We start from the raw sequence: 20699 nt of genomic DNA, 5'->3' as shown, positions 1-20699 counted from the left end.
ACCGACCCGCGACGTGCAGAACCCCACCCGACCCGCCTACGACGACCGCGACCGTCGCTCGGAGGGGTCCAGCGGATACCGGGGCAAGAAGAAGGAGCACTGGCTGGGAGAACTGTTCGGCTGAGCTACCCAGTGACGGCATCCGGTGTCCGGCGTCTCTTGAGAAGTAGCGGTTGGCGCCAGATCCGGATGTCCGCCGACGCCGAAAGGCGGCGGAGTGCAGCTCCCCAGTAAAGGCGACGGGGCCGCACCGTGTGCGCCCAGCAGGGGAGTGGCAGGGACTTGCGCTGGCCATCAGGGTGGTCCAGTGGCACACCGCGGGGAGCAGATTCCTGCTGAGGCGCGGGTGCGCGACGATTGCCTCGAACGACGGCAAGACCGTCTTGGAGCGTGCCGCACTTGTTCCCCAAGTATTCGGTCATGACCGGCCTCGCAGGGGCAGGCTGTCGCAACCGCTGCCAAGACATGCTCAGGCGTTTGCGCAGGTCAGCGCGCACGTCGGCGCATCGCAGCAAGAATCCTCGAGCCGTCGTCGATGGACAAGGGGTCGCAGGCTCAAATCCTGTCAGCCCGACCGAGTGAACGATGTCGCAGGACATCGCAGACGGACCCACGGAGACGTGGGTCCGTTGTTCACTCTCCGCCGGTGGCGGCTGGATCAGTCCAGGGAGAACGGCGGGTACTGGTCGGTGACGAGGAGGAAGGCGTAGGCCTGCACCCGCAGCGACCACCGTCCGACGCCGACCACGTAGTCGAACAGCCCGCGCGGATAGCGTCCGGTGAGCAGGATCGCGAACCACGCGATCACGACCGCGACCACAGCGCCGATGAAGAGGAAGAACAGCACCACGTAGTGCGGGATGGCGAGCAGCCACTTCACGAGCGGCAGCCAGCGGTTGAGGTCCTGCTCGACGTCGGGGTAGTCGACGTCCAGGTGCACCTGCTGCTCCTCGACCGTCGAGGGATAGGCGTCCGTCAGGAGCGTGACGTAGGCGCCGATGCGGGCGCCGAAGCGGGTGAGCTCCACGGCGAAGTCGAACCACCACCGGGGATAGCGGCGCCGGAACAGGATCATCAGCAAGGTGGCCCCGAACAGGCCGCTGATGATCCCTCCGCTCGACGAGGTCATCACCTCGCTGCCCTGGTCGTACACCGTGCGCGTGGCGCCGGCGGTGAGTACGCCGTAGACGATGGCGATCGGGATGACCAGCACGATCCGGAACAACGTCCGCACCCGGTCGTGCTCATCCGTGTAGTCGATCTCGAGACGGGCCGGGTAGGCGGTCGATGACGGTGGAGTGCTCGGGACGGACATGAAACCTCCTGGATTCGCGTCGTTGTCTCCAGCGTGCCCGATCCGGCACGCCGGTGAGAGAGGCATAGGTCCTGCGCGCCAGGGACCGTCGGGACCGACGTCCGGCACGGCCTCAGGTCAGCGGATGGTGAGCGTGGCCGCGGTGACGCAGACGGCGGCGCACAGCGCGCCCCAGCCGGCCAGCTTGAGCAGCGGGACCTGCAGACCGGCCGAACGGCAGCGCTGCAGCCACAGGAGCGTGGCGAGCGAGGCCCACGGCGTGACGAGCGCGCCGGCGTTGACGCCGACCAGCGTCGCGACGAGCCGGCGTACGTCGTCGGCCGCGGAGGGCTCGACGACGAGGTAGGCGGGAAGGTTGTTGACCAGGTTGGCCGCGAGCGCCGAGGTGCTGGAGAGGTGCAGCAGGTCGAGGGGGCGGGTGCCCGTCCCCACGAGGGGCGCCAGCCAGTCGAGCAGTCCCTCGGTCTGCGCGACGCGCAGCAGGCCGGCGACCACAACGAACGCGCCGGCCATGAGCCACGGCGGGCGTACGTCGCGCAGCATCGCCGGGGCACGCCAGAGCACGGCCGCCAGCAGGACCGCCGCGGACGCCACGGACACCACCGCCGGCTCCAGGCCCACGGCGAAGAGAGGGCCGATCGCGAGCGACACGACGCCGGCGATCACCAGCAGCACGCGGTCGTGGGGGTCGGCGGGCGGGTCGACGGCGTAGGTGCCGCGCAGCGCCCGTCGCTGCAGCACGCCGATCAGGAGCAGTGTTGCGAGGATGGCGGTCACGGCCGGCAGCGCCGCGGTCCGCACGTAGTCGCCGTGCCCGGCGCCGAGGTCCTCGAAGCGGTGCACCGCCAGCAGGTTGGTGAGGTTGGAGACGGGCAGCAGGAGAGAGCCCGTGTTGGCGATCCACAGCGTGGTCAGCGCGAACGGCATCGGCGCGATGCCCGTCTGACGGGCAATGGCCAGGCCCACCGGCGTCAGCAGGACCGCCGTGGTGTCCAGGCTCATCACGATGGTGCTCACCACGGCGAGGGCGGCGAACAGCAGCCAGAGCAGGACCACGCGGTGCCGGGCACGCCGTGCCATCGCGTGCGCGGCCACGTCGAAGACGCCCGCCAGCTGGGCGACCTCGGCGGTGACGGTGATCGCGAGCAGGAACACCGCGACGGGCAGCACCTGCTCGAGGACCGGTTGGAGGACGTCGGGCACGAGGATCAGGATGACGGCTCGGGCACGGGGCCGAAGACCTGGTTGCAGGTCCAGCCCGCGCAGCCGACGAGCTCGGTGCGCCGCATCTCCAGCGTGGCCTGCACCTGGTCGTAGGCCGGGTCGTCGATCAGGTTGACCATCTCGTCGGGGTCGAGGAGCCGGTCGTAGAGGAATCCGTCCGCACCGTCGGTGCCGTAGAGGTAGCGCTCGGTGCGGACGCCGCGGTGCGACCAGCCGTCACCCAGGGTGCGACCGGTCTGGATCAGCGTGGTGTCGCGGAAGGTCTGGGCATCGCCGAGCAGGGTCGGCGCCAAGGACGTGCCGTCCACCTGCCAGCCGGGGGTGACCCCGGTGAGCGCTGCGAACGTGGCGGGCAGGTCGACCAGGGTCACCGGCACGTCGGAGGTGGAGCCCGGGGCGATGCCGGGACCGCGCACCAGCAGAGGCACCTGGAGCGCCTCGTCGGTCAGCACGTCCTTGCCGACGTAGCGGTGCTCGCCGAGCGAGTAGCCGTTGTCGGAGGAGAAGACGATGTAGGTGTTGTCGAGGACGCCCTGCTCGTCGAGCGTCTCGACGAGCGACCCGACGGCGCGGTCGACGGCCTGGAGCGACCGCAGGCGGGCGGTGTTCTCCGCGGCGACCTCGTCCCTCGAGACGGGGGAGAGGTTGCGCAGGTAGGCCGGCTGGTCGCTCACGTCGGCCTCGTCGAAGGCCGGGTCGTCGAACGACGACGGCCGTGCGTCCGCGAACAGGTCCTGGTCCTGGGGCAGCGCCGGCGGCAGGCCGCGGCCGCCCTCGGGCGTGATCCGGTAGTGCGGCGCGAGGTGCCAGGCGTAGACCACGAACGGGTCTCCGGAGGCGGCGAAGTCGGAGACGGCGCGGTTGGTGTGGTCCTCGATGACCGAGGTGATGTAGCTGTCGGTGTAGCGGCGGGGAGCGCCGTCGCCGGTCATGGAGAAGTCGACGTAGTCGTAGACACCGCGCGTCAGCGCGTCCCAGCGCGTCCAGCCCGAGGGGCGTACGTCGTGCGGGCCGTAGCCGTTGAGGAACTTGCCGACGAAGCCGGTGCTGTAGCCGCTGTCGCGGAACCACGAGCTCGCCTCACGGGTCGGGTCGAGGGCCTGGAACCCGCCGTGCACGCCACGGTTGTGCTGCACCCCGTTGTTCTGGGCGTACTGCCCCGTCGCGAGCTGCGCCCGGGCGGGGCAGCACAGCGGGTGCGGGGAGATCGCGTCGGTGAACTCCATCCCCTCGTCGGCCAGGAGCCGGCGGGTGATCGGCATGTGGTCGAGGTCGTCGTCACGCATGTCGTCGGTGAGGACGAAGACGACGTTGGGGCGGTCCTTGGCGGCCGTGGTCGGGACCTGGCTCGGGACCTGGCTGGGGTCCGGGCTCGAGCTCCGGGTGGTCTGCACCATCCGCACCGAGCCGGCGCTCTCCGTCCCGCTGGAGGCGGTGGCGGTCGCGAGCGCGGCGACCAGGACGACCAGAAGTGCAGCCGCGATCGACTGCGCCCACGCTCGCATCTACGCCATTCCTTGTCGGGACCCGGAGGGTCCTCGTGACTCGCCCCGATGTGGCGCAACCCTAGGGGCGAGAGGTGCCCCTCCCCAAAGCGACACGACGAGTGTGGTCAACCTGTGTGGGACCGGTAGTCTGAGGCTTCGCCGACGCCGAGACAAGGAACACCAGCGCCGACCATGGACGACAGTCAAAGTCCCCGCACGACCGCACTGAACGCCGGGTGCGCGTCGTGACCCCCTTCGTGTTGCTGCTCGTCTCGCTGGCCCTCGTGGCCGCGTGCGGCCTGTTCGTCGCAGCCGAGTTCTCCTTCGTCACCGTCGACCGTCCCAGCGTCGAGCGGGCCGCCGCCGAGGGCGACGAGGGCGCGCGCGGCGTACAGCTGGCACTGCGCTCGCTCTCGACGCAGCTGTCCGGCGCGCAGGTCGGCATCACCGTGACCAACCTGGCGATCGGATTCCTGGCCGAGCCGGCGATCTCCGACCTCATCGACGGTCCGCTCAGGGCCGCGGGACTCCCCGAGGGCGTGGTCACGCCCCTGTCGCTCGGGCTCGGCCTGGCCATCGGCACGGTGGTGACGATGATCTTCGGCGAGATGGTGCCCAAGAACATCGCCATCGCGCGCCCGCTCCAGACCGCTCGCACGACGCAGGGCTTCATGCGCGGCTTCACCGCGCTCAGCCGCGGACCGATCCGCGCCCTCAACGGCTCGGCCAACCTGATCGTGCGGCGTCTCGGCATCGAGCCGCAGGAGGAGCTGCGCTCCGCGCGCAGCTCGCAGGAGCTGGCCTCCCTCGTGCAGCGCTCCGCCGACCAGGGCACGCTCGACGCCGAGACCGCCGAGCTGATGGAGCGCTCGGTCGAGTTCGGCTCGCGCACCACCGGCGAGATCATGACCCCCCGGGTGCGCACCACCACGGTGGAGGAGGGCGATCGGGTCTCCTCGGTGATCGAGCTGGCCCGCCAGACCGGTCACTCGCGCTTCCCCGTGCTCGATGCCGAGGACACAGTGGTCGGCACCGTGCACGTCAAGCACGCCGTCGCCGTGCCGGTGCACGAGCGGGCGACGACCCGCATCAAGCACGTCATGGTCCGGCCCGTCGTCGTCCCCGACAGCCTGCGCCTCGACCCGCTCCTCGCCCTCCTGCGCCAGGACGGCTTCCAGATGGCCATCGTGCTCGACGAGTACGGCGGCCACGCGGGGATCGTGACGCTCGAGGACGTGGTCGAGGAGATCGTCGGCGACATCTCCGACGAGCACGACCGCCTGGGGGCCCGGATCCGGCAGCGCCGCGACGGCAGCTGGACCCTGTCCGGCCTGCTGCGGCCCGACGAGGTGGAGGACGCCACCGACGTCGAGCTGCCCGACCACGAGGACTACGACACCGTCGCCGGCCTGGTGATGCGCGAGCTCGGCAAGATCCCCGAGCCCGGCGACCGGGTCGAGGTCGAGGTGCCCGACCGCTCGGACCCCCACGAGCCGCGGGAGCGCCTCGTGACGCTGACCGTGGAGCGGATGGACGGGCTGCGCATCGACCGGCTCGACCTGCGCGTGGTCTCGGCCGATTCCGAGGAGGCCGACGATGAGCAGTGACCTCTTCGGCGTGGGCCTGGCCGTCGTGCTGCTCGTCCTCAACGCCTTCTTCGTGGGAGCGGAGTTCGCGCTGCTCGCCGCCCGGCGCAGCCAGATCGAGCCGCGCGCCCAGGAGGGCTCGCGGGCCGCTCGCACGACGCTGCGGGCGATGGAGAACGTCTCGCTGGTGATGGCGGGCGCCCAGCTCGGCATCACTGTGTGCTCGCTCGGCCTCGGTGCCATCGGCGAGCCCGCGGTGGCCCACCTGCTCGAGCCGATCTTCCACCAGGCCCACCTCCCCGACAACCTGCTCCACCCGGTGTCGTTCGTCGTGGCGATGTCGATCGTGGTCTACCTCCACGTCGTGCTCGGCGAGATGGTGCCCAAGAACATCGCCCTCGCCGGCGCCGACCGTGCCGCGATGGTCCTGAGCCCGCCGATGATGGTGATCGTGACCGTGCTCCGCCCCGTCATCGCGCTCATGAACATGGTGGCCAACGCCGTGCTGCGGCTCCTCCGGATCGAGCCCAAGGACGAGGTGCACTCGAGCTTCACGCGCGAGGAGGTCGCCGCGCTGGTCGAGGAGTCGCGCGGCGAGGGCCTGATCGAGGCCGAGGAGTACGACCGGCTCGCCGGGGCCCTCGGCTTCACCGAGAAGGCGGTGGGGTCGATCCTGATGGTCCCCGACAGCCTCTCGACCGTCGCGCCCGGCTCGACCGTGGCCGACGTCGAGGCGCTGTGCGCCGCCACCGGCTTCAGCCGGTTCCCGGTCGCGGCAGCGGACGGCACCCTGCTGGGCTACCTCCACATCAAGGACGCCCTCGAGACCGACGACGACAAGCGTTCGCGGGTGATCGAGGACAAGTGGATCCGCCCCTTCGCCTCGGTCCACCCCGACGACCTGCTCCACGACGCACTCGAGAGCCTGCAGGTCAAGGGCGCCCACATGGCCCGGGTCGTGCAGCGCGACGGGGTCGTCGTCGGCCTGGTCACCCTCGAGGACGTCCTCGAGGAGCTGGTGGGCGAGATCCGCGACGCGGCCCACCACGACGTGTCCACCGTGGACTCCCTCTGACGCGCGGATAGGGTCTCACCGTGTCCGACGAGGCGACCCGCATCTGGACCGTGCCCAACATCATCAGTGTGGTGCGGCTTGCGGGCGTGCCCTTGTTCCTGTGGCTGGTCCTCGGACCGGAGGCCGACGCGGTCGCCCTCGTCGTGCTGATGGTCGCCGGCTTCACCGACTACCTCGACGGGTGGCTCGCCCGGCGGCTCGACCAGTTCTCCAAGCTCGGCGAGATCCTCGACCCGGTGGCGGACCGCCTCTACATCCTCGCGGTCGTGATCGGCCTCTACCTGCGCGACATCATCCCCTGGTGGGTGGCGATCGCCCTGCCGCTGCGTGACCTGTTCCTGTGGGGGCTGGTGCCGATCCTGCGCACCCGCGGCTTCTCGGCACTGCCGGTGCACTTCCTCGGCAAGGCCGCCACCTTCAACCTGCTCTACGCCTTCCCCCTGCTCCTGCTCGGTGAGGGCAGCGGCATCGTCGCCACGCTGGCGCGCAACTTCGGCTGGGCCTTCGCCTGGTGGGGGATCGGCCTCTACTGGTGGGCCGGCGTGCTCTACGCCTGGCAGGTGCGCACGCTCCTGCGCGAGACACCACGGCGCACGACGCCGGCGACCGACCATGGTTGAGACGTCCGAGCGCCAGCTGCCCGAGCACGTGACCACGCCCCTGCTGACGCTCATCACCACCAGGTCGATGGACGAGGACTACGCCCACGTCGCCCAGAAGCGCGCCGCAGCGGCGGAGGGAACGCCCCCCCGGACCCGTCCCCACTGGGTCAGCCTCGTGGCGATCGCGGTGCTCGGCGTGATGGCGGCGATCGTCGCGGCGCAGACCGATCGCGAGGCCGCGGTCAACGAGCTGTCCCGGGCCGCGCTGATCGAGCAGATCGACTCCCGGCGCGACGACGTACGCCGGCTGCAGCGCGACGTGGGCGAGCTGACCCGGTCCAACCAGGCGGCGGCCAGCAACAGCACGGTGCTGCAGGGTCGGATCGACGACATCGAGACGCGGGTGCGACGCGCCGAGCTCAACACCGGCTACGCCGCGGTGCACGGTCCCGGCGTGCGGATCACCGTCGACAACCGCCCGGGCGTCGAGGTCAACAGCGAGATCCGCGACGAGGATCTCGCGATCCTCGTTGACGGGCTCTTCGAGGCGGGGGCCGAGGCGATCGCGATCAACGACCAGCGGATCAACGCGCTCGGCGGCATCCGCAACACCGGTCGGGCGATCCACGTCAACGGTCGGCCGGTCAACGCGCCCTACGTCGTGTCGGTGATCGGCGACAGCCGGACGCTCCAGGCCCGGCTGCTGCAGACCTACGAGGGCCAGGAGTGGTTCGCGCTGGTGAACGGCCTGGGATTCCTCTACACGCCCGAGAATGTCGACGACATCCGTCTGCCGGCTGCGCCCGAGCGGCCGCTGCGTGATGTGATCGAGCTCAACGCCGACCCGGATGGCGTACCTGATGGAGAGGGGAGCGCGCCGTGATTGCCGCCCTCGGACTGCTGTTCGGCATCCTCGCCGGACTCGTGTTCGCGCCGGACGTGCCGCTGAGCCTCCAGCCCTACCTGCCCATCGCGGTGGTGGCGGCCCTGGACGCCGTGTTCGGCGGGCTGCGTGCCTACCTCGACGGCATCTTCGACGACAAGGTCTTCGTGGTGTCCTTCGTGAGCAACGTCGTCATCGCGGCCGCGATCGTCTACCTCGGCGACCAGCTCGGTGTCGGCGCCCAGCTGACGACCGGGGTCATCGTCGTGCTCGGCATCCGGATCTTCTCCAACGTCGCGGCGATCCGCAGGCACGTGTTCCATGCCTGACCGCAAGCCTCCGCAGAACTCGGCCAAGCCCTCCTCGCCGGGCGCCCGGGCACCCGAGCAGGACCCGTCGCGCGACCGGCTGCGCACCGCCCTCACCCGCCCCTCGCGCCGTCAGGCCGTGGTCGCGGTGCTGCTGGCCGTGCTCGGCTTCGCCTTCGTCGTGCAGGTCCGCGACACCAAGGCCAACGACACCTACGCAGGGCTGCGCGAGAGCGAGCTGATCCAGGTGCTCGACGGCCTCACCGGGACCGCCGAGCGCGCCCGCCGCGAGGTCGACCGCCTCGACGCCCGCCGCGACGAGCTCCGTGACGAGAGCCAGGCGCGCGCCGCGGCCCTCGACGAGGCCGAGCAACGGGTGCGGACCCTCAACATCATCGCCGGGCTCGTGCCGGTGGCCGGCCAGGGACTGCGGGTGACGATCACGGAGTCGACGAGCCGGGTCAGCGTCGGCTCGCTCCTCGACACCATCCAGGAGCTGCGCACGGCGGGTGCCGAGGCGATGGAGCTCAACGACACGATCCGGCTCGGCGCGGACAGCTCGTTCGACAACGCGGTGGGCGGCATCGAGCTCGACGACCAGCTCCTGGAGCCGCCCTACGTCCTGGACGTCATCGGCGACCCGCACATCCTGCGGACCGCGCTGACCTTCTCCAACGGCCCGATCGAGACGCTCGAGACGCTCGACGGCGCGACCGTCACGGTCGGGGACCTGGAGTCGGTGGAGATCACCAGCGTTCGCGAGGCGCCCCGACCTGAGTATGCGGAGCTCGGCACGGGCCAGTAGCCTGCCGGCCAGTCCCCAGACCACTGCAGCACGAGGAGTCCGACGTGTATCCGGAGAACCTGAAGTACACCAGCGAGCACGAGTGGGTGCGCACCCCCGGCGACGCTGCCCGCTCGGTCCGGGTGGGCATCACCGACTTCGCGCAGGACGCGCTCGGGGACATCGTGTACGTCTCCCTCCCGCAGGTCGGCGACACGGTGACCGCCGGGGACACGTGCGGTGAGCTCGAGTCGACCAAGTCCGTCAGCGACATCTACGCCCCCGTCACCGGTGAGATCGTCGCCACCAACGGCGCCCTCGACCAGACGCCGGAGCTGGTCAACAGCGACCCCTACGAGGCCGGGTGGCTGTTCGAGGTCATCGTGTCCGACGCGACGCAGGTCGACGGCCTGATGGACGCCGCCACCTACCAGGCCGGCCTCGACGGCTGACCGGGGTCGGAGCACGAGTCATCATTGAGCCGTCGGCCTCATCACGAGACTGATAGGTTCGGAGCAACCGTCAACCTCAACCCTCGGCTGAGGGTTGCGCGTCGATCCGTCGAGGAGCTTTCCATGCCGTTCTGCACCGCCTGTGGCAAGCAGAACCCTGACGATGCCCGCTTCTGCGCCCAGTGCGGCGCGAAGCTGCTCGCCGGGGACGACACCGGGGCCACTCCGGTGGGAGCAAGCCCGGTCGAGACCACTGCGACCATCACCTTCGGCGTACCCGACGCTCGCGAGTCCTCGGACCGCCAGCTGAGCCCGGTGGACGCGGCCGCGGTCGACGCCCTGCCGGAGGGTCACGCCCTCCTGGTCGTGCAGCGCGGCCCGAGCGCAGGCAGCAGGTTCCTGCTGGACACCGACGTGGTCGGCGCCGGCCGCCACCCCGACAGCGAGATCTTCCTCGACGACGTGACGGTCTCGCGCCGCCACGCGGAGTTCCGCCGCTCGGGCACGGGTTACACCGTCAGTGACGTGGGCAGCCTCAACGGCACCTACGTCAACCGCGACCGGATCGACTCCGTCGAGCTCAACGATGCCGACGAGGTGCAGATCGGCAAGTACCGCCTGGTGTTCTTCTCCTCCCACCCGGTCAGCTGATCCGTGAGTGCCTCGACGCCCTCGGCCTCGAGTCGTGGCGCCCGCTACAACATCGGGCAGGTCCTCGACCAGCTGCGGGGCGACTTCCCCGGCGTGACGATCCCCAAGATCCGGTTCCTCGAGGACCAGGGGCTCGTCAAGCCCGAGCGCACCGCCGCGGGCTACCGCAAGTTCTCCGGCGACGACGTGTCCCGGCTGCGCTACATCCTGCTGATGCAGCGCGACCACTACCTGCCGCTGAAGGTCATCGGCGACCACCTCGACGCGATCGACCGCGGACTCGAGCCGCCGGCGATCGACTCCGTCGTGCCGACCGTCCCCAAGGTCGCCCTGAGCGCCGACGGACTGCCCAGCCCGGAGTCGTTCCGGCGCAGCAGCGACCTCCGCCTGTCGCGGCGTGAGCTGCTGAAGGTCGCGGACATCTCCGAGGAGCTGCTCTCGCAGCTCGAGCAGTTCGGCCTGATCAGCGCCCGCACCGGCACGGGCCACTTCGACAGCGATGCCCTCGTCGTCGCGCAGACCGCTCGGGAGCTGGCCGACTTCGGCTTCGAGCCCCGTCACCTGCGGGCGTTCAAGAACGCCGCCGACCGCGAGGTCGGCCTGGTCCAGCAGGTCGTCGCGCCACTGGCCCGGGGCCGCGACGCGGCCGCGCGCGGGCGGGCCGAGGACGCCACGTCCGAGATCGCGGCGCTCTCGGTGCGCCTCCACGCGACCCTCGTCAAGGTCGGTCTCGACCGGGGCTGAGCCCCGGTCCGCCCGGTCAGGGCACCTGAGTAGGGTGGGGCCATGCGCGAAATGGACGTCGTGGGAGTCCGCGTCGAGATGCCCTCCAACCAGCCGATCGTGCTCCTGCGCGAGGTGACCGGGGAGCGCTACCTGCCGATCTGGATCGGCGCCGTGGAGGCCACCGCCATCGCATTCGCGCAGCAGGGGGTCGTGACGGCCCGGCCGATGACCCACGACCTGCTCCGGGACCTGCTGGCGGCGCTCGACCGACCTCTGCAGAGCGTCACCATCACCGACCTGCGCGACGGCGTCTTCTACGCCGAGCTCGGCTTCGACGGCGGCGTCGCCGTGAGCGCGCGCCCGTCCGACGCGATCGCGCTCGCGATGCGCACTGGCGCCGTCATCCGCAGCAGCGAGTCCGTCCTGGCCGAGGCGGGGATCGCCATCCCCGACGAGCAGGAGGACGAGGTGGAGAAGTTCCGCGAGTTCCTCGACAACGTGACGCCCGAGGACTTCGAGCACGGATCCTAGAAAGCCTGAGTCTCACCTTGAGGTCGAGGTCTGCGACTCGCCGCCGGCATCGTTGACCGGGCGGGTGCGGCTCCCTAGCGTGCGTGTCTTACCGCGTTGGCATTTCGCCACGGTCGCGGACCGCAGCACTCGGACAGACACGGAGGCGAGCGCGTGGCAGACCAGCCCGGGCAGCCCGATTCCCCTCAGCCCGCCGACGCGCCCCGCCCGGCGCTGAACCTGCAGGGCACGCTGTTCGACGACCTCCCGGCCGACCAGCGGCCGGGTGCGACCCCGGCCGGTCTCGGCTACCGCGGCCCGACCGCGTGCTCGGCCGCCGGCATCACCTACCGCCAGCTCGACTACTGGGCCCGCACCGGCCTCGTCGAGCCGAGCGTCCGCGAGGCGTCCGGGTCGGGCACCCAGCGGCTCTACTCCTTCCGCGACATCCTCGTGCTGAAGATCGTCAAGAAGCTGCTCGACGCCGGGATCTCCCTGCAGAACATCCGCACCGCCATCTCCACGCTGCGCGACCGCGGTGTCGAGGACCTCGGCCAGATCACGCTGATGAGCGACGGCACCACCGTCTACGAGTGCACGAGCACCGACGAGGTCGTCGACCTGCTCCAGGGCGGGCAGGCCGTCTTCGCGATCGCCGTGGGCCGGCACGTGCGCGACGTCGAGGGCAGCCTCGCGCTGCTGCCCGGAGAGCGTGCCCGCGAGGGCGACGCAGCCGTCACCGACGACGCCGTGGCGGCCGACGAGCTGTCGACCCGCCGCCGTCGCCGGACGACTGCCTAGCGCACCGCCGGGACGAGCGTCGCTGGTAGCGTGACCGCGCCGACGACCCCGTGCGGGAGAGTCCTTCCACAGCCAGTGGAGGGCGCCGAAGGAGCAATCCTCCCCGATCAACCTCTCAGGCCCACGGACCGTGCGGGTCAGGCAACTCTGGAAAGCAGCCGCTCGCGGCTCACCGACGGTGCAAGCCCCGCGTCCACGGGGTGAAGCTCTCAGGTCCCAGGACAGAGGGGGAGGGTCCCTTCCTCCGGACCGGCGCCTCGCCCGAGGCCGTCGCTCCGGCAACACGCCTGGAGGCCCTCCATGTCGCTGCGTGACCTCGAGTCCGCCGCGCCGTTCGCGACCCGGCACATCGGCCCGGGGGAGGACGAGACCGCGAAGATGCTCGCGGTCGTCGGTGCCGGCTCCCTCGACGAGCTGACCGAGCAGGCCGTCCCGGAGGTGATCCGGGCCCAGGAGGGGCTCAGCCTCCCGGCCGCCGGCAGCGAGACCGAGGTCCTGGCCGAGCTGCGCGCGCTCGCGGCCCGTAACCGCGTGACGGTCCCGATGATCGGCCTGGGCTACCACGGCACGCACACGCCGCCGGTCATCCTGCGCAACGTCCTGGAGAACCCGGCCTGGTACACCGCCTACACGCCGTACCAGCCGGAGATCAGCCAAGGCCGGCTCGAGGCGCTGCTCAACTTCCAGACGATGGTCGAGGACCTGACGGGCCTGGCCATCGCCAACGCCAGCCTGCTCGACGAGGCAACCGCCGCGGCCGAGGCGATGACCCTCGCCCGCCGGACGAGCAAGGCGCCCGCCGGCGCGGCGTTCCTCGTCGACGCCGACTGCCACCCGCAGACGGTGGCCGTGCTGACGACCCGGGCGGAGCCGCTCGGGCTGCCGGTCCTCGTGGTCGACCTGTCGACAAACAGCTTTGCTGACCGGGTCCCGGCCGGCACCGAGGTGTTCGGGATCCTGCTGCAGTACCCCGGCAGCTCTGGCGCGGTGCGCGACCTGGCGCCCGTCATCGAGGAGGCGCACGCGCGCGGTGCGGTGGTGACCGTTGCGGCCGACCTGCTCGCCCTGACCCTGCTGACCAGCCCCGGGGAGCTCGGGGCGGATGTCGCGATCGGCACCAGCCAGCGCTTCGGCGTCCCGCTCGGCTACGGCGGCCCGCACGCCGGCTACATGGCGGTGCGCAAGGGCCTGGAGCGCTCGATGCCGGGCCGGCTGGTGGGGGTGAGCGTCGACGCCGACGGCGCGCCGGCCTACCGGCTCGCGCTGCAGACGCGTGAGCAGCACATCCGCCGGGAGAAGGCGACGAGCAACATCTGCACGGCGCAGGTCCTGCTCGCCGTCATGGCGGGGATGTACGCCGTCTACCACGGTCCGGAGGGGCTGCGGACGATCGCGACGCGGGCACACCGGATGGCGGTCCTGCTGGGAGCCGCGCTCGGGGACGACGTGCTGCACCAGGACTTCTTCGACACGATCACGGTCCGTACGACGGACGCGGCCGCGGTCGTGGAGGCGGCTCGGTCAGCCGGCGTCGACCTGCGGCTGGTCGACGGGGCGACCGTCGGGATCTCCACCGACGAGACGACCACGCGGGCCCACCTCGACGTCGTGGTCGCTGCCTTCGGCGGACAGCAGCAGGACTGGGACGCACTCGATGCGAGCACCCCGGACCGGCTGCCCGAGAGGCTGGGCCGCACGTCGCCGTACCTCACGCATGAGGTGTTCCGCACCCACCACAGCGAGACGGCGATGCTGCGCTACCTGCGGCGGCTGTCGGACCAGGACCTCGCGCTGGACCGGACGATGATCCCGCTCGGCTCCTGCACGATGAAGCTGAACGCCACGACGGAGATGGAGGCGGTGACCTGGCCGGAGTTCGGCGGGTTGCACCCCTTCACGCCGACCGTCCACGCTGAGGGCTACAAGCAGCTCATCGACGACCTGGCCGCGTGGCTCTGCGAGATCACCGGCTACGACGCCTGCTCCCTGCAGCCCAATGCCGGCTCACAGGGCGAGCTCGCCGGACTGCTGGCCATCCGTGAGTACCACCGGCACCACGGCAACGCCGCACGGGACATCTGCCTGATCCCGGCAAGCGCGCACGGCACCAACGCCGCGAGTGCGGTGATGGCCGGCATGAAGGTTGTCGTGGTCGCGACGACACCCACCGGCGATGTCGACGTCGAGGACCTGCACGCGAAGATCGACGCGCACCGTGACGACCTGGCGGCCTTGATGGTCACCTACCCGTCGACCCACGGCGTCTTCGAGGAGACCATCAGCGACATCTGCGCGGCGGTGCACGATGCCGGCGGGCAGGTCTACGTCGATGGCGCCAACCTCAACGCGCTGGTCGGCCTCGCGAAGCCCGGGAAGTTCGGCGCCGACGTCAGCCACCTCAACCTGCACAAGACGTTCTGCATCCCGCACGGCGGCGGAGGTCCCGGGGTCGGTCCGGTGGCGGCGCGCGCACACCTCGCGCCGTACCTGCCCAACCACCCGCTCGACCCCGCGGCAGGACCCTCCTCGGGTCCCGGCCCGGTCAGTGCGGCGCCGTACGGCAGTGCCGGGATCCTTCCGATCAGCTGGGCCTACGTCCGGCTGATGGGTGCGGAGGGACTGACCCGCGCCACGCAGCTGGCGGTGCTCAGCGCCAACTACATCGCCAAGCGCCTCCAGCCGCACTACCCGGTGCTCTACACCGGCCGCGGTGGCCTGGTCGCCCACGAGTGCATCGTGGATCTCCGGCAGATCACCAAGGAGACGGGAGTGACCGTCGACGACGTCGCGAAGCGGCTCATCGACTACGGCTTCCACGCGCCGACCATGAGCTTCCCCGTCGCGGGAACGCTGATGATCGAGCCCACCGAGTCCGAGGACCTCCCCGAGATCGACCGCTTCTGCGACGCCATGATCGAGATCCGCCGCGAGATCGACCGCGTCGGGTCGGGCGCCTGGCCGCGCGACGACAACCCGCTGCAGGCCGCGCCGCACACCGCGGCCAGCGTCACGACGGACACGTGGGACCACCCCTACAGCCGCGAGGCCGCGGCGTTCCCGGGTGGGGTGCGGGCGGCGACGAAGTACTGGCCGCCGGTGCGGCGCATCGACGGCGCGTACGGCGACCGCAACCTGGTCTGCTCGTGCCCGCCGCCGGAAGCGTTCGAGTCCTGACAACGACAACGGCCCGCGTCCCCGAAGGGCGCGGGCCGTCGGTCGGGCCGGGGGCAGGGCGTCAGGCAGCGCTGTGGATCGGGGTCCAGCGGCGGCAGACCGGACGGTGCGGGGCAACGATCTGGCGGTCGGGGAGGATCTCGCCGGTGTCCTCGAACAGGACGACCCCGTTGCAGAGCAGGCTCCAGCCCTGCTCGGGGTGGCTCGAGACCACCTTGGCGGCGTCGTGATCCGAGGCGGAGGCCGAGGGGCAGATCGGGCTGTGCTGGCACATCGTCGTGCTCCGTCGCAAAGGTCGGGGAGAACCGGTGGTGGTGACGCTGTGTTCCTCGTCACATCAGTCTCGGCGCTGTACCTCTGTTTGCACATGGTCACTTGGGGTGGTTGTGGACGGATTTGACCCGTCCATATGCGCGCCACCCGGACATCCAGGTGGGCCCCTGCGCGAGCTCGAACGGCTGGAGTGGCGTAGCGGCGATGGCCCGGACGCCGCAGCGGCCCTCGCGGAGTTCCTCGCGGAGCACGGCCTCGGCGGCGAGCCGGCCGCCCAGACGGGGGACACCTCGGTCGTCCTGCTGATCGGCGCGTCCGGCTGTGCGGCGGTCGGCGACGTCCCGGCCGGACCGCCGACCCCCGTGCCCGGCGTACCGGACCTGGTGGCCGTAGCGGTCCGCGGTGAGGCGTCCGCGCCGGCGGTGCGCCGGCCGGCCGTGGGGGAGTGGCAGCCGTCCTGGTCACCGGCCGACCACGCGGCTGCGGTCTCCGCCGTCCGCGAGGCGATCGCCCGCGGGGACGTCTACCAGGCCAACGTCGTGGGCCACCGCTCGGCACCGCACCGCTCGTCGCCGGCGGACCTCGCCGTCGCAGTCGCCGGGATCGGCGCCGCCTACGCGGGAGTCCTGACGGGGGAGGGGTGGGCGGTCGGTAGCGCGTCGCCCGAGCAGCTGGTGCGGGTGGCCGGCGGGCGGGTCACGACCGAGCCGATCAAGGGAACCCGGCGGATCGCCTCGGGGTCGTTCGAGGAGCTTCGGGCGAGCGAGAAGGACCGCGCCGAGCACGTGATGATCGTCGACCTCGAGCGCAACGACCTGGCCCGGGTCGCGGTGACCGGTTCGGTCGAGGTCGAGACCCTGTACGACGTCGCGGAGTGGGCCGGGCTGTGGCATGCGGCGTCCACCGTCGCGGCCGAGCTCGACGCCGGTGTCGACGTCGTGACCCTGCTGCGCGCGGTTCTGCCCGGGGGGTCGGTGACGGGCGCACCGAAGCACGCGGCGTGTGTGCTGCTCGCGTCGCTCGAGCCGGTGGGACGGGGGCCGGCGATGGGTGCCTTCGGCATCGTGCGTCCGGGCGGTCTCGACCTCGGGTTGACGATCCGGACGGTCGCGGTCGATGCCGACCGGGTACATGTCTGGGCCGGCGGCGGGATCACGTGGGGGAGCGATCCCGACGAGGAGGTCGCGGAGGCCGAGGCGAAGGCCGGGCCGGTGCTGCGCGCACTGGGTCGCTAGGTCCGGCCGTCGTCCTCCTGCGCCTCCAGGAGCACCGGCGCCGTCTCCATCCAGCGGGCCCGCAGGACGCGCCACCCGGCTGCCTCGTAGGCGTTGCAGACCTGCTCGTCGTCGTCCACGACGACGGCCACGCTCCGGTCACGCGCGAGCCGGCGGAGCAGCTGCGGCTTGGCCAGCCGTGCGGGTCGCCGGTCGCCGGCGGCCCGCATCGACAGCCGCCCCTCCGGTAGGCCCTGGCGGGCGAACCAGGCGACGGTGTCGCGCCGGCAGTGCTCGGGCCGGCCCGTGACGTAGACGACCTCACAGTCCTTGGCGCTCTCGAGGCACAGGGCGATGCCCTCGGCCAGCGGTGGGTCGTCGACCGCCGCGCGGAAGAAGCCCGCCCAGTTCTTCGGCCGGCTCTCCAGGTGGTGGAGGCGGTGACGCACGTCGGCGAGGACCCCGTCGACGTCGAACACCGCCAGCGGCCGGTCGGTCATGCCGGTACCGGTTCCCGTGCCGGGGCGTGCTGCACCAGCCGCCGCACGCCGAACCGCTCGAGCGGCAGCAGCGCCAGGAGGGCGACGCAGTGCGGCAGGAAGACGATCGAGATCGTCAGGAACGTCATGAGATGGAACAGGAAGAAGCCGCCGACGAGGCACCAGGTGATGCGGTGCTCGCGCCAGCGCACCAGGAGCAGCGGTGAGACGAGCAGCTCGACACCGAGCAGGACGTACTGGAACGCGTGCAGCACCCACGTGTGGTCGAGCAGGGGTGTCGACAGCGCGGTCCCGCGGCGTACGACGGCGCGCGTCAAGGTGGCCCCGTCGACCCAGTCCAGCCCACCGAAGCGCAGCTTCGCGATCGCGGACAGGAAGTAGGTTGCGACCACGGCCAGCGTGGTCATCCCGACGGCCCAGCCGGCCGCCTCCGACCGCGCCTGGTCGCCGCGCCGGGCCGTGCCGACCGTGGGAAGCACCGCCAGCAGCACCAAGAACCGGACCCGGTCGTGGTCGACCTTCCCGTACGAGAACGCGACCAGCATCCACTCCAGGTACAGGACGGCGATGAGAGCGCCGAGCGCGCGGGGGAGACGTCCGGTCGCGGCGACGAGGCACGCGCCGACCAGCACCCAGCGCAGCAGCTCGACCCAGCCGCCCGGTGTCGGCAGGTGCAGCAGCCGCCCGATCAGCAGCGGCTGGTACAGCGAGCCGGGAACCTGCGCGTGCTGGACGACCCACGGCGTCGTCAGCAGCACGTCGACGGGAACGAACAGGTAGGCCACGGTCCGCAGCGCCGCGATGCGGCCCAGGGGAGCCGGCCGCATCAGCCAGCGCGACACCCGGCCCCCGCCCGTCGAGGCCACCTTCACCGATGCCACCTTCACCGATGCCACTTTCACCGGTGCCACCGCGCGACCACCTGCTCGGTCTGATCGCCGGTCGGGCGGCTGTCCCGGAGCCGGTAGCGGCGCTCGACCACCCGCACCTCGTCGTAGGCCGGCTGGTCGGGGTGCAGCCGGTCGTGGGCGCGGCTGATCGCTGCGAGCAGCCCGGGGTCGGACCGAAGGCGGCCGACCTGGCCCTCGATCTCCGCGCGGCGCAGCCCGGTCGCCGTGTCGGGCACGACGACGACCCGGCCGGTGGCATCGACGGCCTCCACCCGGGTGGACAGGACCAGGCCGTCGGGCGCGTCGCGGGTGGCGTACATCCGGAACGGGCCGAACGGGAAGGCGTCGTCCTGCCCGACCGCGGTGCCGGCGAGCAGCAGCCCGAAGAACACGGCAGTGACGGCCAGCCGGACGCGTCGACCGGTCGCCGTGAGCACGGCGCGAGCGTACGGCGGGGGGTTCGTGTCGTGACGACCGTCACGGTGTGTCACCCGAGTGGCCGCTCAGGTGGGTGCTGAATCGGTCGAAAACAACACCATGAGACGCACCCGAGCACTCCTGGTGACGGCCCTGGCCACTGCTGCGATGAGCAGCCTGGCCGGTACGACGAACGCGCAGGCGGCCGTCGCGGCAGCTCCCGTCGGCAGCACGACCTCGGCGGCCTACGTCAGCCGGATCGTCGTCCTGGTCAACGCCCAGCGCGCCGCGCACGGTCTGCGGCCGCTGATCGTGTCGCCCTGCGCGAGCCGGTTCGCGGCGCCGTGGAGCACCCACATGGCCGCCACCAGCACCCTGGTCCACCAGTCACTGGCGCCGATGCTGCGCTGCCCGGCACGCACGGCCGGCGAGAACATCGCGTACGGCAACGTCACGGCCGACCAGATGATGACGATGTGGATGAACTCGCCCGGCCACCGCGCGAACATCCTGAACCCCGCGTTCACGCGCATCGGCGTGGGTGCCGTCCGTACGACGTCCGGGCGCTGGTGGGCCACCCAGGACTTCGTCACCCCGCTCACCGGCGCCTGACCACCACCCCCGCTCAGTACGGGGAGGGGCCGTTACCGGCTACTTGACATAGTGTCGATTATCGGCGAGGCAGTATGGGCGTGGCGCCACGTCTCCGAGCAACCCGGCCGGGTGGTCAGCGGAGCAGCTGCACGAGGCTGATGACGGCGAGCAGGGCGAGCAGCAGCCCGGCGCCGCGGCGGACGAGAGCCAGCGGCACGCGCCGCAGCAGCCGGTTGCCGGCCAGCAGCACCAGCCCGGCGACGGAGATCAGGGCGAGCCCTGCTCCGATGCCGACGGAGACCGGGTCGTCGTAGCGAGCGGCGAGGTTGGCGGTGGCGAGCTGGGTGATGTCACCCCACTCGCCGACGAAGACCACGCCGAAGGACGTCCAGAACATCCGGCCGGACGAGACGCTGCCGGCGGGCACGTCGACGTCCTCGGCGGGCTCCTCGCGCCCGAGCAGCAGGACGGCCGCCCCGATGGCGAACAGCACCGTGACCACGATGTCCACCGCCGTCGACGGAAGCAGCCGCAGCAGCCCACCCGCGGCCACCGCGATGACGACGTGCACGACGAAGGCGGAGGACGCGCCGAGCCAGACGGGCAGGCTGCGAAAGCGGGTGCCCAGGACGAGAGAGGCCAGCAGGCTCTTGTCCGGCAGCTCCGCCGGGAAGATCACGACGAAGGTCACGAGGGCCGTCGTGACGCTGAACACCGAGCCCTCCACCGACAGCGAGGGCAGATCCCCCTTGCGTCGTACGGCGAAAACGCTAGTCGATGTCGAGCCGGACGATCCGTACGGTCGGACTCGCGAACACCCGTCGTACGACGACGTGGCCGAGCGTCGGGGATGCGTCCACCAGGTAGCCGTGGCCGAGGTAGACGCCGAGGTGGCTGGCCGGGTCGCCATAGACGACGAGGTCCCCGATCCTTGCCGCCGCAACGGGAATCGTCGTCCCCGCCGCGGCGACGGCGACGCGCGTGGCCGGCAGCGTGCCACCGCCGGCGTGACGCCAGGCGGCCTGCACGAGGGCCAGGTCGGTCCAGGCCTTGGAACCCCGCACGGACAACGCGTTGGTCACGGTGTGCGCCGCGACGGTGGTCAGCGCCGGGAGGTCCGGCGCGGGCAACCCGCGCAGCGGCGGTGCGGTCAGCGCGGCGGCGTCGGAGGCCGGATCGGCCGGCGGTGCCGGGGCAGGCGCGACGGGCTTGGCCGTCGGCGTCGGCCTCGCT

At 71.4% G+C, this 20699-nt stretch carries 23 protein-coding genes and 1 riboswitch; of the genes, 14 read left to right on the top strand and 9 right to left on the bottom strand.

Features of this window, described 5'->3' with window-relative positions; genetic code table 11:
* Positions 1-658 precede the first annotated feature (658 nt).
* The 3 genes from JWN97_RS01060 to JWN97_RS01050 all read right to left on the bottom strand — a co-directional run bounded on the left by JWN97_RS01060 (position 659) and on the right by JWN97_RS01050 (position 4044).
* The gene (locus tag JWN97_RS01060; RefSeq protein ID WP_297616838.1) at positions 659-1315 is read right to left on the bottom strand and encodes a DUF4389 domain-containing protein; all 657 of its coding nucleotides are present in this window, start codon (positions 1313-1315) and stop codon (positions 659-661) included.
* Positions 1316-1432: 117 nt separating this feature from the next.
* Positions 1433-2518 carry an SLC13 family permease gene (locus JWN97_RS01055; protein WP_297616835.1) on the bottom strand — a complete coding sequence of 362 codons (1086 nt, stop codon included), beginning with the start codon at positions 2516-2518 and terminating at the stop codon, positions 1433-1435.
* A gap of 5 nt (positions 2519-2523) precedes the next feature.
* The gene (locus JWN97_RS01050) at positions 2524-4044 is read right to left on the bottom strand and encodes a sulfatase (protein ID WP_297616832.1); all 1521 of its coding nucleotides are present in this window, start codon (positions 4042-4044) and stop codon (positions 2524-2526) included.
* Between the two features lie 227 nt (positions 4045-4271).
* Here JWN97_RS01050 and JWN97_RS01045 point away from each other — a divergent pair, with 227 nt between their 5' ends.
* The 12 genes from JWN97_RS01045 (at position 4272) to gcvP (ending at position 15578) form a co-directional block, all read left to right on the top strand.
* On the top strand, positions 4272-5633 hold the full coding sequence (locus JWN97_RS01045; protein ID WP_297616829.1) for a hemolysin family protein: 1362 nt from the start codon (positions 4272-4274) through the stop codon (positions 5631-5633).
* Positions 5623-6687, top strand: a complete 1065-nt coding sequence (locus JWN97_RS01040; protein ID WP_297616826.1) for a hemolysin family protein — start codon at positions 5623-5625, stop codon at positions 6685-6687. Before JWN97_RS01045 ends, JWN97_RS01040 begins: the two co-directional genes overlap by 11 nt.
* A 20-nt stretch (positions 6688-6707) precedes the next feature.
* Positions 6708-7307, top strand: coding sequence for a CDP-alcohol phosphatidyltransferase family protein (locus JWN97_RS01035; protein ID WP_297616823.1), 600 nt, complete (start codon positions 6708-6710; stop codon positions 7305-7307).
* A complete protein-coding gene (locus JWN97_RS01030) occupies positions 7300-8172 on the top strand; it encodes a DUF881 domain-containing protein (protein WP_297616820.1) in 873 nt (290 codons plus the stop codon). Before JWN97_RS01035 ends, JWN97_RS01030 begins: the two co-directional genes overlap by 8 nt.
* Positions 8169-8501: a DUF1290 domain-containing protein gene (locus JWN97_RS01025; RefSeq protein WP_209954013.1), complete on the top strand. Its 333-nt coding sequence runs from the start codon at positions 8169-8171 to the stop codon at positions 8499-8501. Before JWN97_RS01030 ends, JWN97_RS01025 begins: the two co-directional genes overlap by 4 nt.
* Positions 8494-9285: a DUF881 domain-containing protein gene (locus JWN97_RS01020; protein ID WP_297616813.1), complete on the top strand. Its 792-nt coding sequence runs from the start codon at positions 8494-8496 to the stop codon at positions 9283-9285. The genes JWN97_RS01025 and JWN97_RS01020 overlap by 8 nt, the downstream gene beginning before the upstream one ends.
* A gap of 44 nt (positions 9286-9329) precedes the next feature.
* A complete protein-coding gene (gene gcvH / locus JWN97_RS01015) occupies positions 9330-9716 on the top strand; it encodes a glycine cleavage system protein GcvH (RefSeq protein WP_363321235.1) in 387 nt (128 codons plus the stop codon).
* Positions 9717-9839: 123 nt separating this feature from the next.
* Entirely contained in the window at positions 9840-10367 is a 528-nt protein-coding gene (locus tag JWN97_RS01010; RefSeq protein WP_297616810.1) for an FHA domain-containing protein, read from the top strand.
* Positions 10368-10370: 3 nt separating this feature from the next.
* Positions 10371-11111: a MerR family transcriptional regulator gene (locus JWN97_RS01005; RefSeq protein ID WP_297616807.1), complete on the top strand. Its 741-nt coding sequence runs from the start codon at positions 10371-10373 to the stop codon at positions 11109-11111.
* A 42-nt stretch (positions 11112-11153) separates the two neighbouring features.
* Positions 11154-11624 carry a bifunctional nuclease family protein gene (locus JWN97_RS01000; RefSeq protein ID WP_297616794.1) on the top strand — a complete coding sequence of 157 codons (471 nt, stop codon included), beginning with the start codon at positions 11154-11156 and terminating at the stop codon, positions 11622-11624.
* Positions 11625-11855: 231 nt separating this feature from the next.
* A complete protein-coding gene (locus tag JWN97_RS00995; protein WP_297616841.1) occupies positions 11856-12404 on the top strand; it encodes a MerR family transcriptional regulator in 549 nt (182 codons plus the stop codon).
* 43 nt (positions 12405-12447) lie between these two features.
* Positions 12448-12545: riboswitch (glycine riboswitch) on the top strand.
* Positions 12546-12704: 159 nt separating this feature from the next.
* Positions 12705-15578: an aminomethyl-transferring glycine dehydrogenase gene (gene gcvP, locus JWN97_RS00990; RefSeq protein ID WP_297616791.1), complete on the top strand. Its 2874-nt coding sequence runs from the start codon at positions 12705-12707 to the stop codon at positions 15576-15578.
* A gap of 61 nt (positions 15579-15639) precedes the next feature.
* Here the strand turns inward: gcvP and JWN97_RS00985 are convergent, their stop codons facing one another.
* A complete protein-coding gene (locus tag JWN97_RS00985) occupies positions 15640-15852 on the bottom strand; it encodes a DUF5999 family protein (protein WP_297616788.1) in 213 nt (70 codons plus the stop codon).
* 112 nt (positions 15853-15964) lie between these two features.
* Here JWN97_RS00985 and JWN97_RS00980 point away from each other — a divergent pair, with 112 nt between their 5' ends.
* Entirely contained in the window at positions 15965-17086 is a 1122-nt protein-coding gene (locus JWN97_RS00980) for a chorismate-binding protein (RefSeq protein WP_297616785.1), read from the top strand.
* Here JWN97_RS00980 and JWN97_RS00975 read toward each other — a convergent pair.
* The 3 genes from JWN97_RS00975 to JWN97_RS00965 are packed head-to-tail and all read right to left on the bottom strand — an operon-like array spanning position 17083 to position 18892.
* Positions 17083-17565 (bottom strand): hypothetical protein, encoded by a 483-nt coding sequence (locus JWN97_RS00975; RefSeq protein ID WP_297616782.1) that lies wholly within the window; start codon positions 17563-17565, stop codon positions 17083-17085. The genes JWN97_RS00980 and JWN97_RS00975 overlap by 4 nt on opposite strands.
* Positions 17562-18437 (bottom strand): HTTM domain-containing protein, encoded by an 876-nt coding sequence (locus tag JWN97_RS00970; protein ID WP_297616777.1) that lies wholly within the window; start codon positions 18435-18437, stop codon positions 17562-17564. Before JWN97_RS00970 ends, JWN97_RS00975 begins: the two co-directional genes overlap by 4 nt.
* A 26-nt stretch (positions 18438-18463) precedes the next feature.
* Positions 18464-18892 carry a hypothetical protein gene (locus JWN97_RS00965; RefSeq protein ID WP_297616774.1) on the bottom strand — a complete coding sequence of 143 codons (429 nt, stop codon included), beginning with the start codon at positions 18890-18892 and terminating at the stop codon, positions 18464-18466.
* Positions 18893-18992: 100 nt separating this feature from the next.
* On the opposite strand from JWN97_RS00965, the gene JWN97_RS00960 reads away from it, so the two are divergent.
* On the top strand, positions 18993-19484 hold the full coding sequence (locus JWN97_RS00960) for a CAP domain-containing protein (protein ID WP_297616771.1): 492 nt from the start codon (positions 18993-18995) through the stop codon (positions 19482-19484).
* A 115-nt stretch (positions 19485-19599) separates the two neighbouring features.
* On the opposite strand, the gene JWN97_RS00955 is transcribed toward JWN97_RS00960, so the two are convergent.
* Complete coding sequence (locus tag JWN97_RS00955; protein WP_297616768.1) at positions 19600-20181, bottom strand: TMEM165/GDT1 family protein; 582 nt, start codon at positions 20179-20181, stop codon at positions 19600-19602.
* A 55-nt stretch (positions 20182-20236) separates the two neighbouring features.
* On the bottom strand, positions 20237-20699 hold a 463-nt coding region (locus JWN97_RS00950; protein WP_297616765.1), incomplete at its 5' end, for an NlpC/P60 family protein.

The sequence above is a fragment of the Nocardioides sp. genome (assembly GCF_025965415.1).
In the GTDB taxonomy this organism is placed as follows: domain Bacteria; phylum Actinomycetota; class Actinomycetes; order Propionibacteriales; family Nocardioidaceae; genus Nocardioides.
The sequence above is the reverse complement of the archived record's forward strand: the minus strand, read 5'-3'. Positions and strand labels throughout refer to the sequence as shown.

Excerpts from the sequence above, each read along its gene's own strand:
- JWN97_RS01060 (WP_297616838.1), bottom strand. The coding sequence starts at position 1,315 with ATGTCCGTCCCGAGCACTCCACCGTCATCGACCGCCTACCCGGCCCGT.
- JWN97_RS01050 (WP_297616832.1), bottom strand. The coding sequence starts at position 4,044 with ATGCGAGCGTGGGCGCAGTCGATCGCGGCTGCACTTCTGGTCGTCCTG.
- JWN97_RS01040 (WP_297616826.1), top strand. The coding sequence starts at position 5,623 with ATGAGCAGTGACCTCTTCGGCGTGGGCCTGGCCGTCGTGCTGCTCGTC.
- JWN97_RS01030 (WP_297616820.1), top strand. The coding sequence starts at position 7,300 with ATGGTTGAGACGTCCGAGCGCCAGCTGCCCGAGCACGTGACCACGCCC.
- JWN97_RS01020 (WP_297616813.1), top strand. The coding sequence starts at position 8,494 with ATGCCTGACCGCAAGCCTCCGCAGAACTCGGCCAAGCCCTCCTCGCCG.
- JWN97_RS01010 (WP_297616810.1), top strand. The coding sequence starts at position 9,840 with ATGCCGTTCTGCACCGCCTGTGGCAAGCAGAACCCTGACGATGCCCGC.
- JWN97_RS01000 (WP_297616794.1), top strand. The coding sequence starts at position 11,154 with ATGCGCGAAATGGACGTCGTGGGAGTCCGCGTCGAGATGCCCTCCAAC.
- gcvP (WP_297616791.1), top strand. The coding sequence starts at position 12,705 with ATGTCGCTGCGTGACCTCGAGTCCGCCGCGCCGTTCGCGACCCGGCAC.
- JWN97_RS00985 (WP_297616788.1), bottom strand. The coding sequence starts at position 15,852 with ATGTGCCAGCACAGCCCGATCTGCCCCTCGGCCTCCGCCTCGGATCAC.
- JWN97_RS00975 (WP_297616782.1), bottom strand. The coding sequence starts at position 17,565 with ATGACCGACCGGCCGCTGGCGGTGTTCGACGTCGACGGGGTCCTCGCC.
- JWN97_RS00960 (WP_297616771.1), top strand. The coding sequence starts at position 18,993 with ATGAGACGCACCCGAGCACTCCTGGTGACGGCCCTGGCCACTGCTGCG.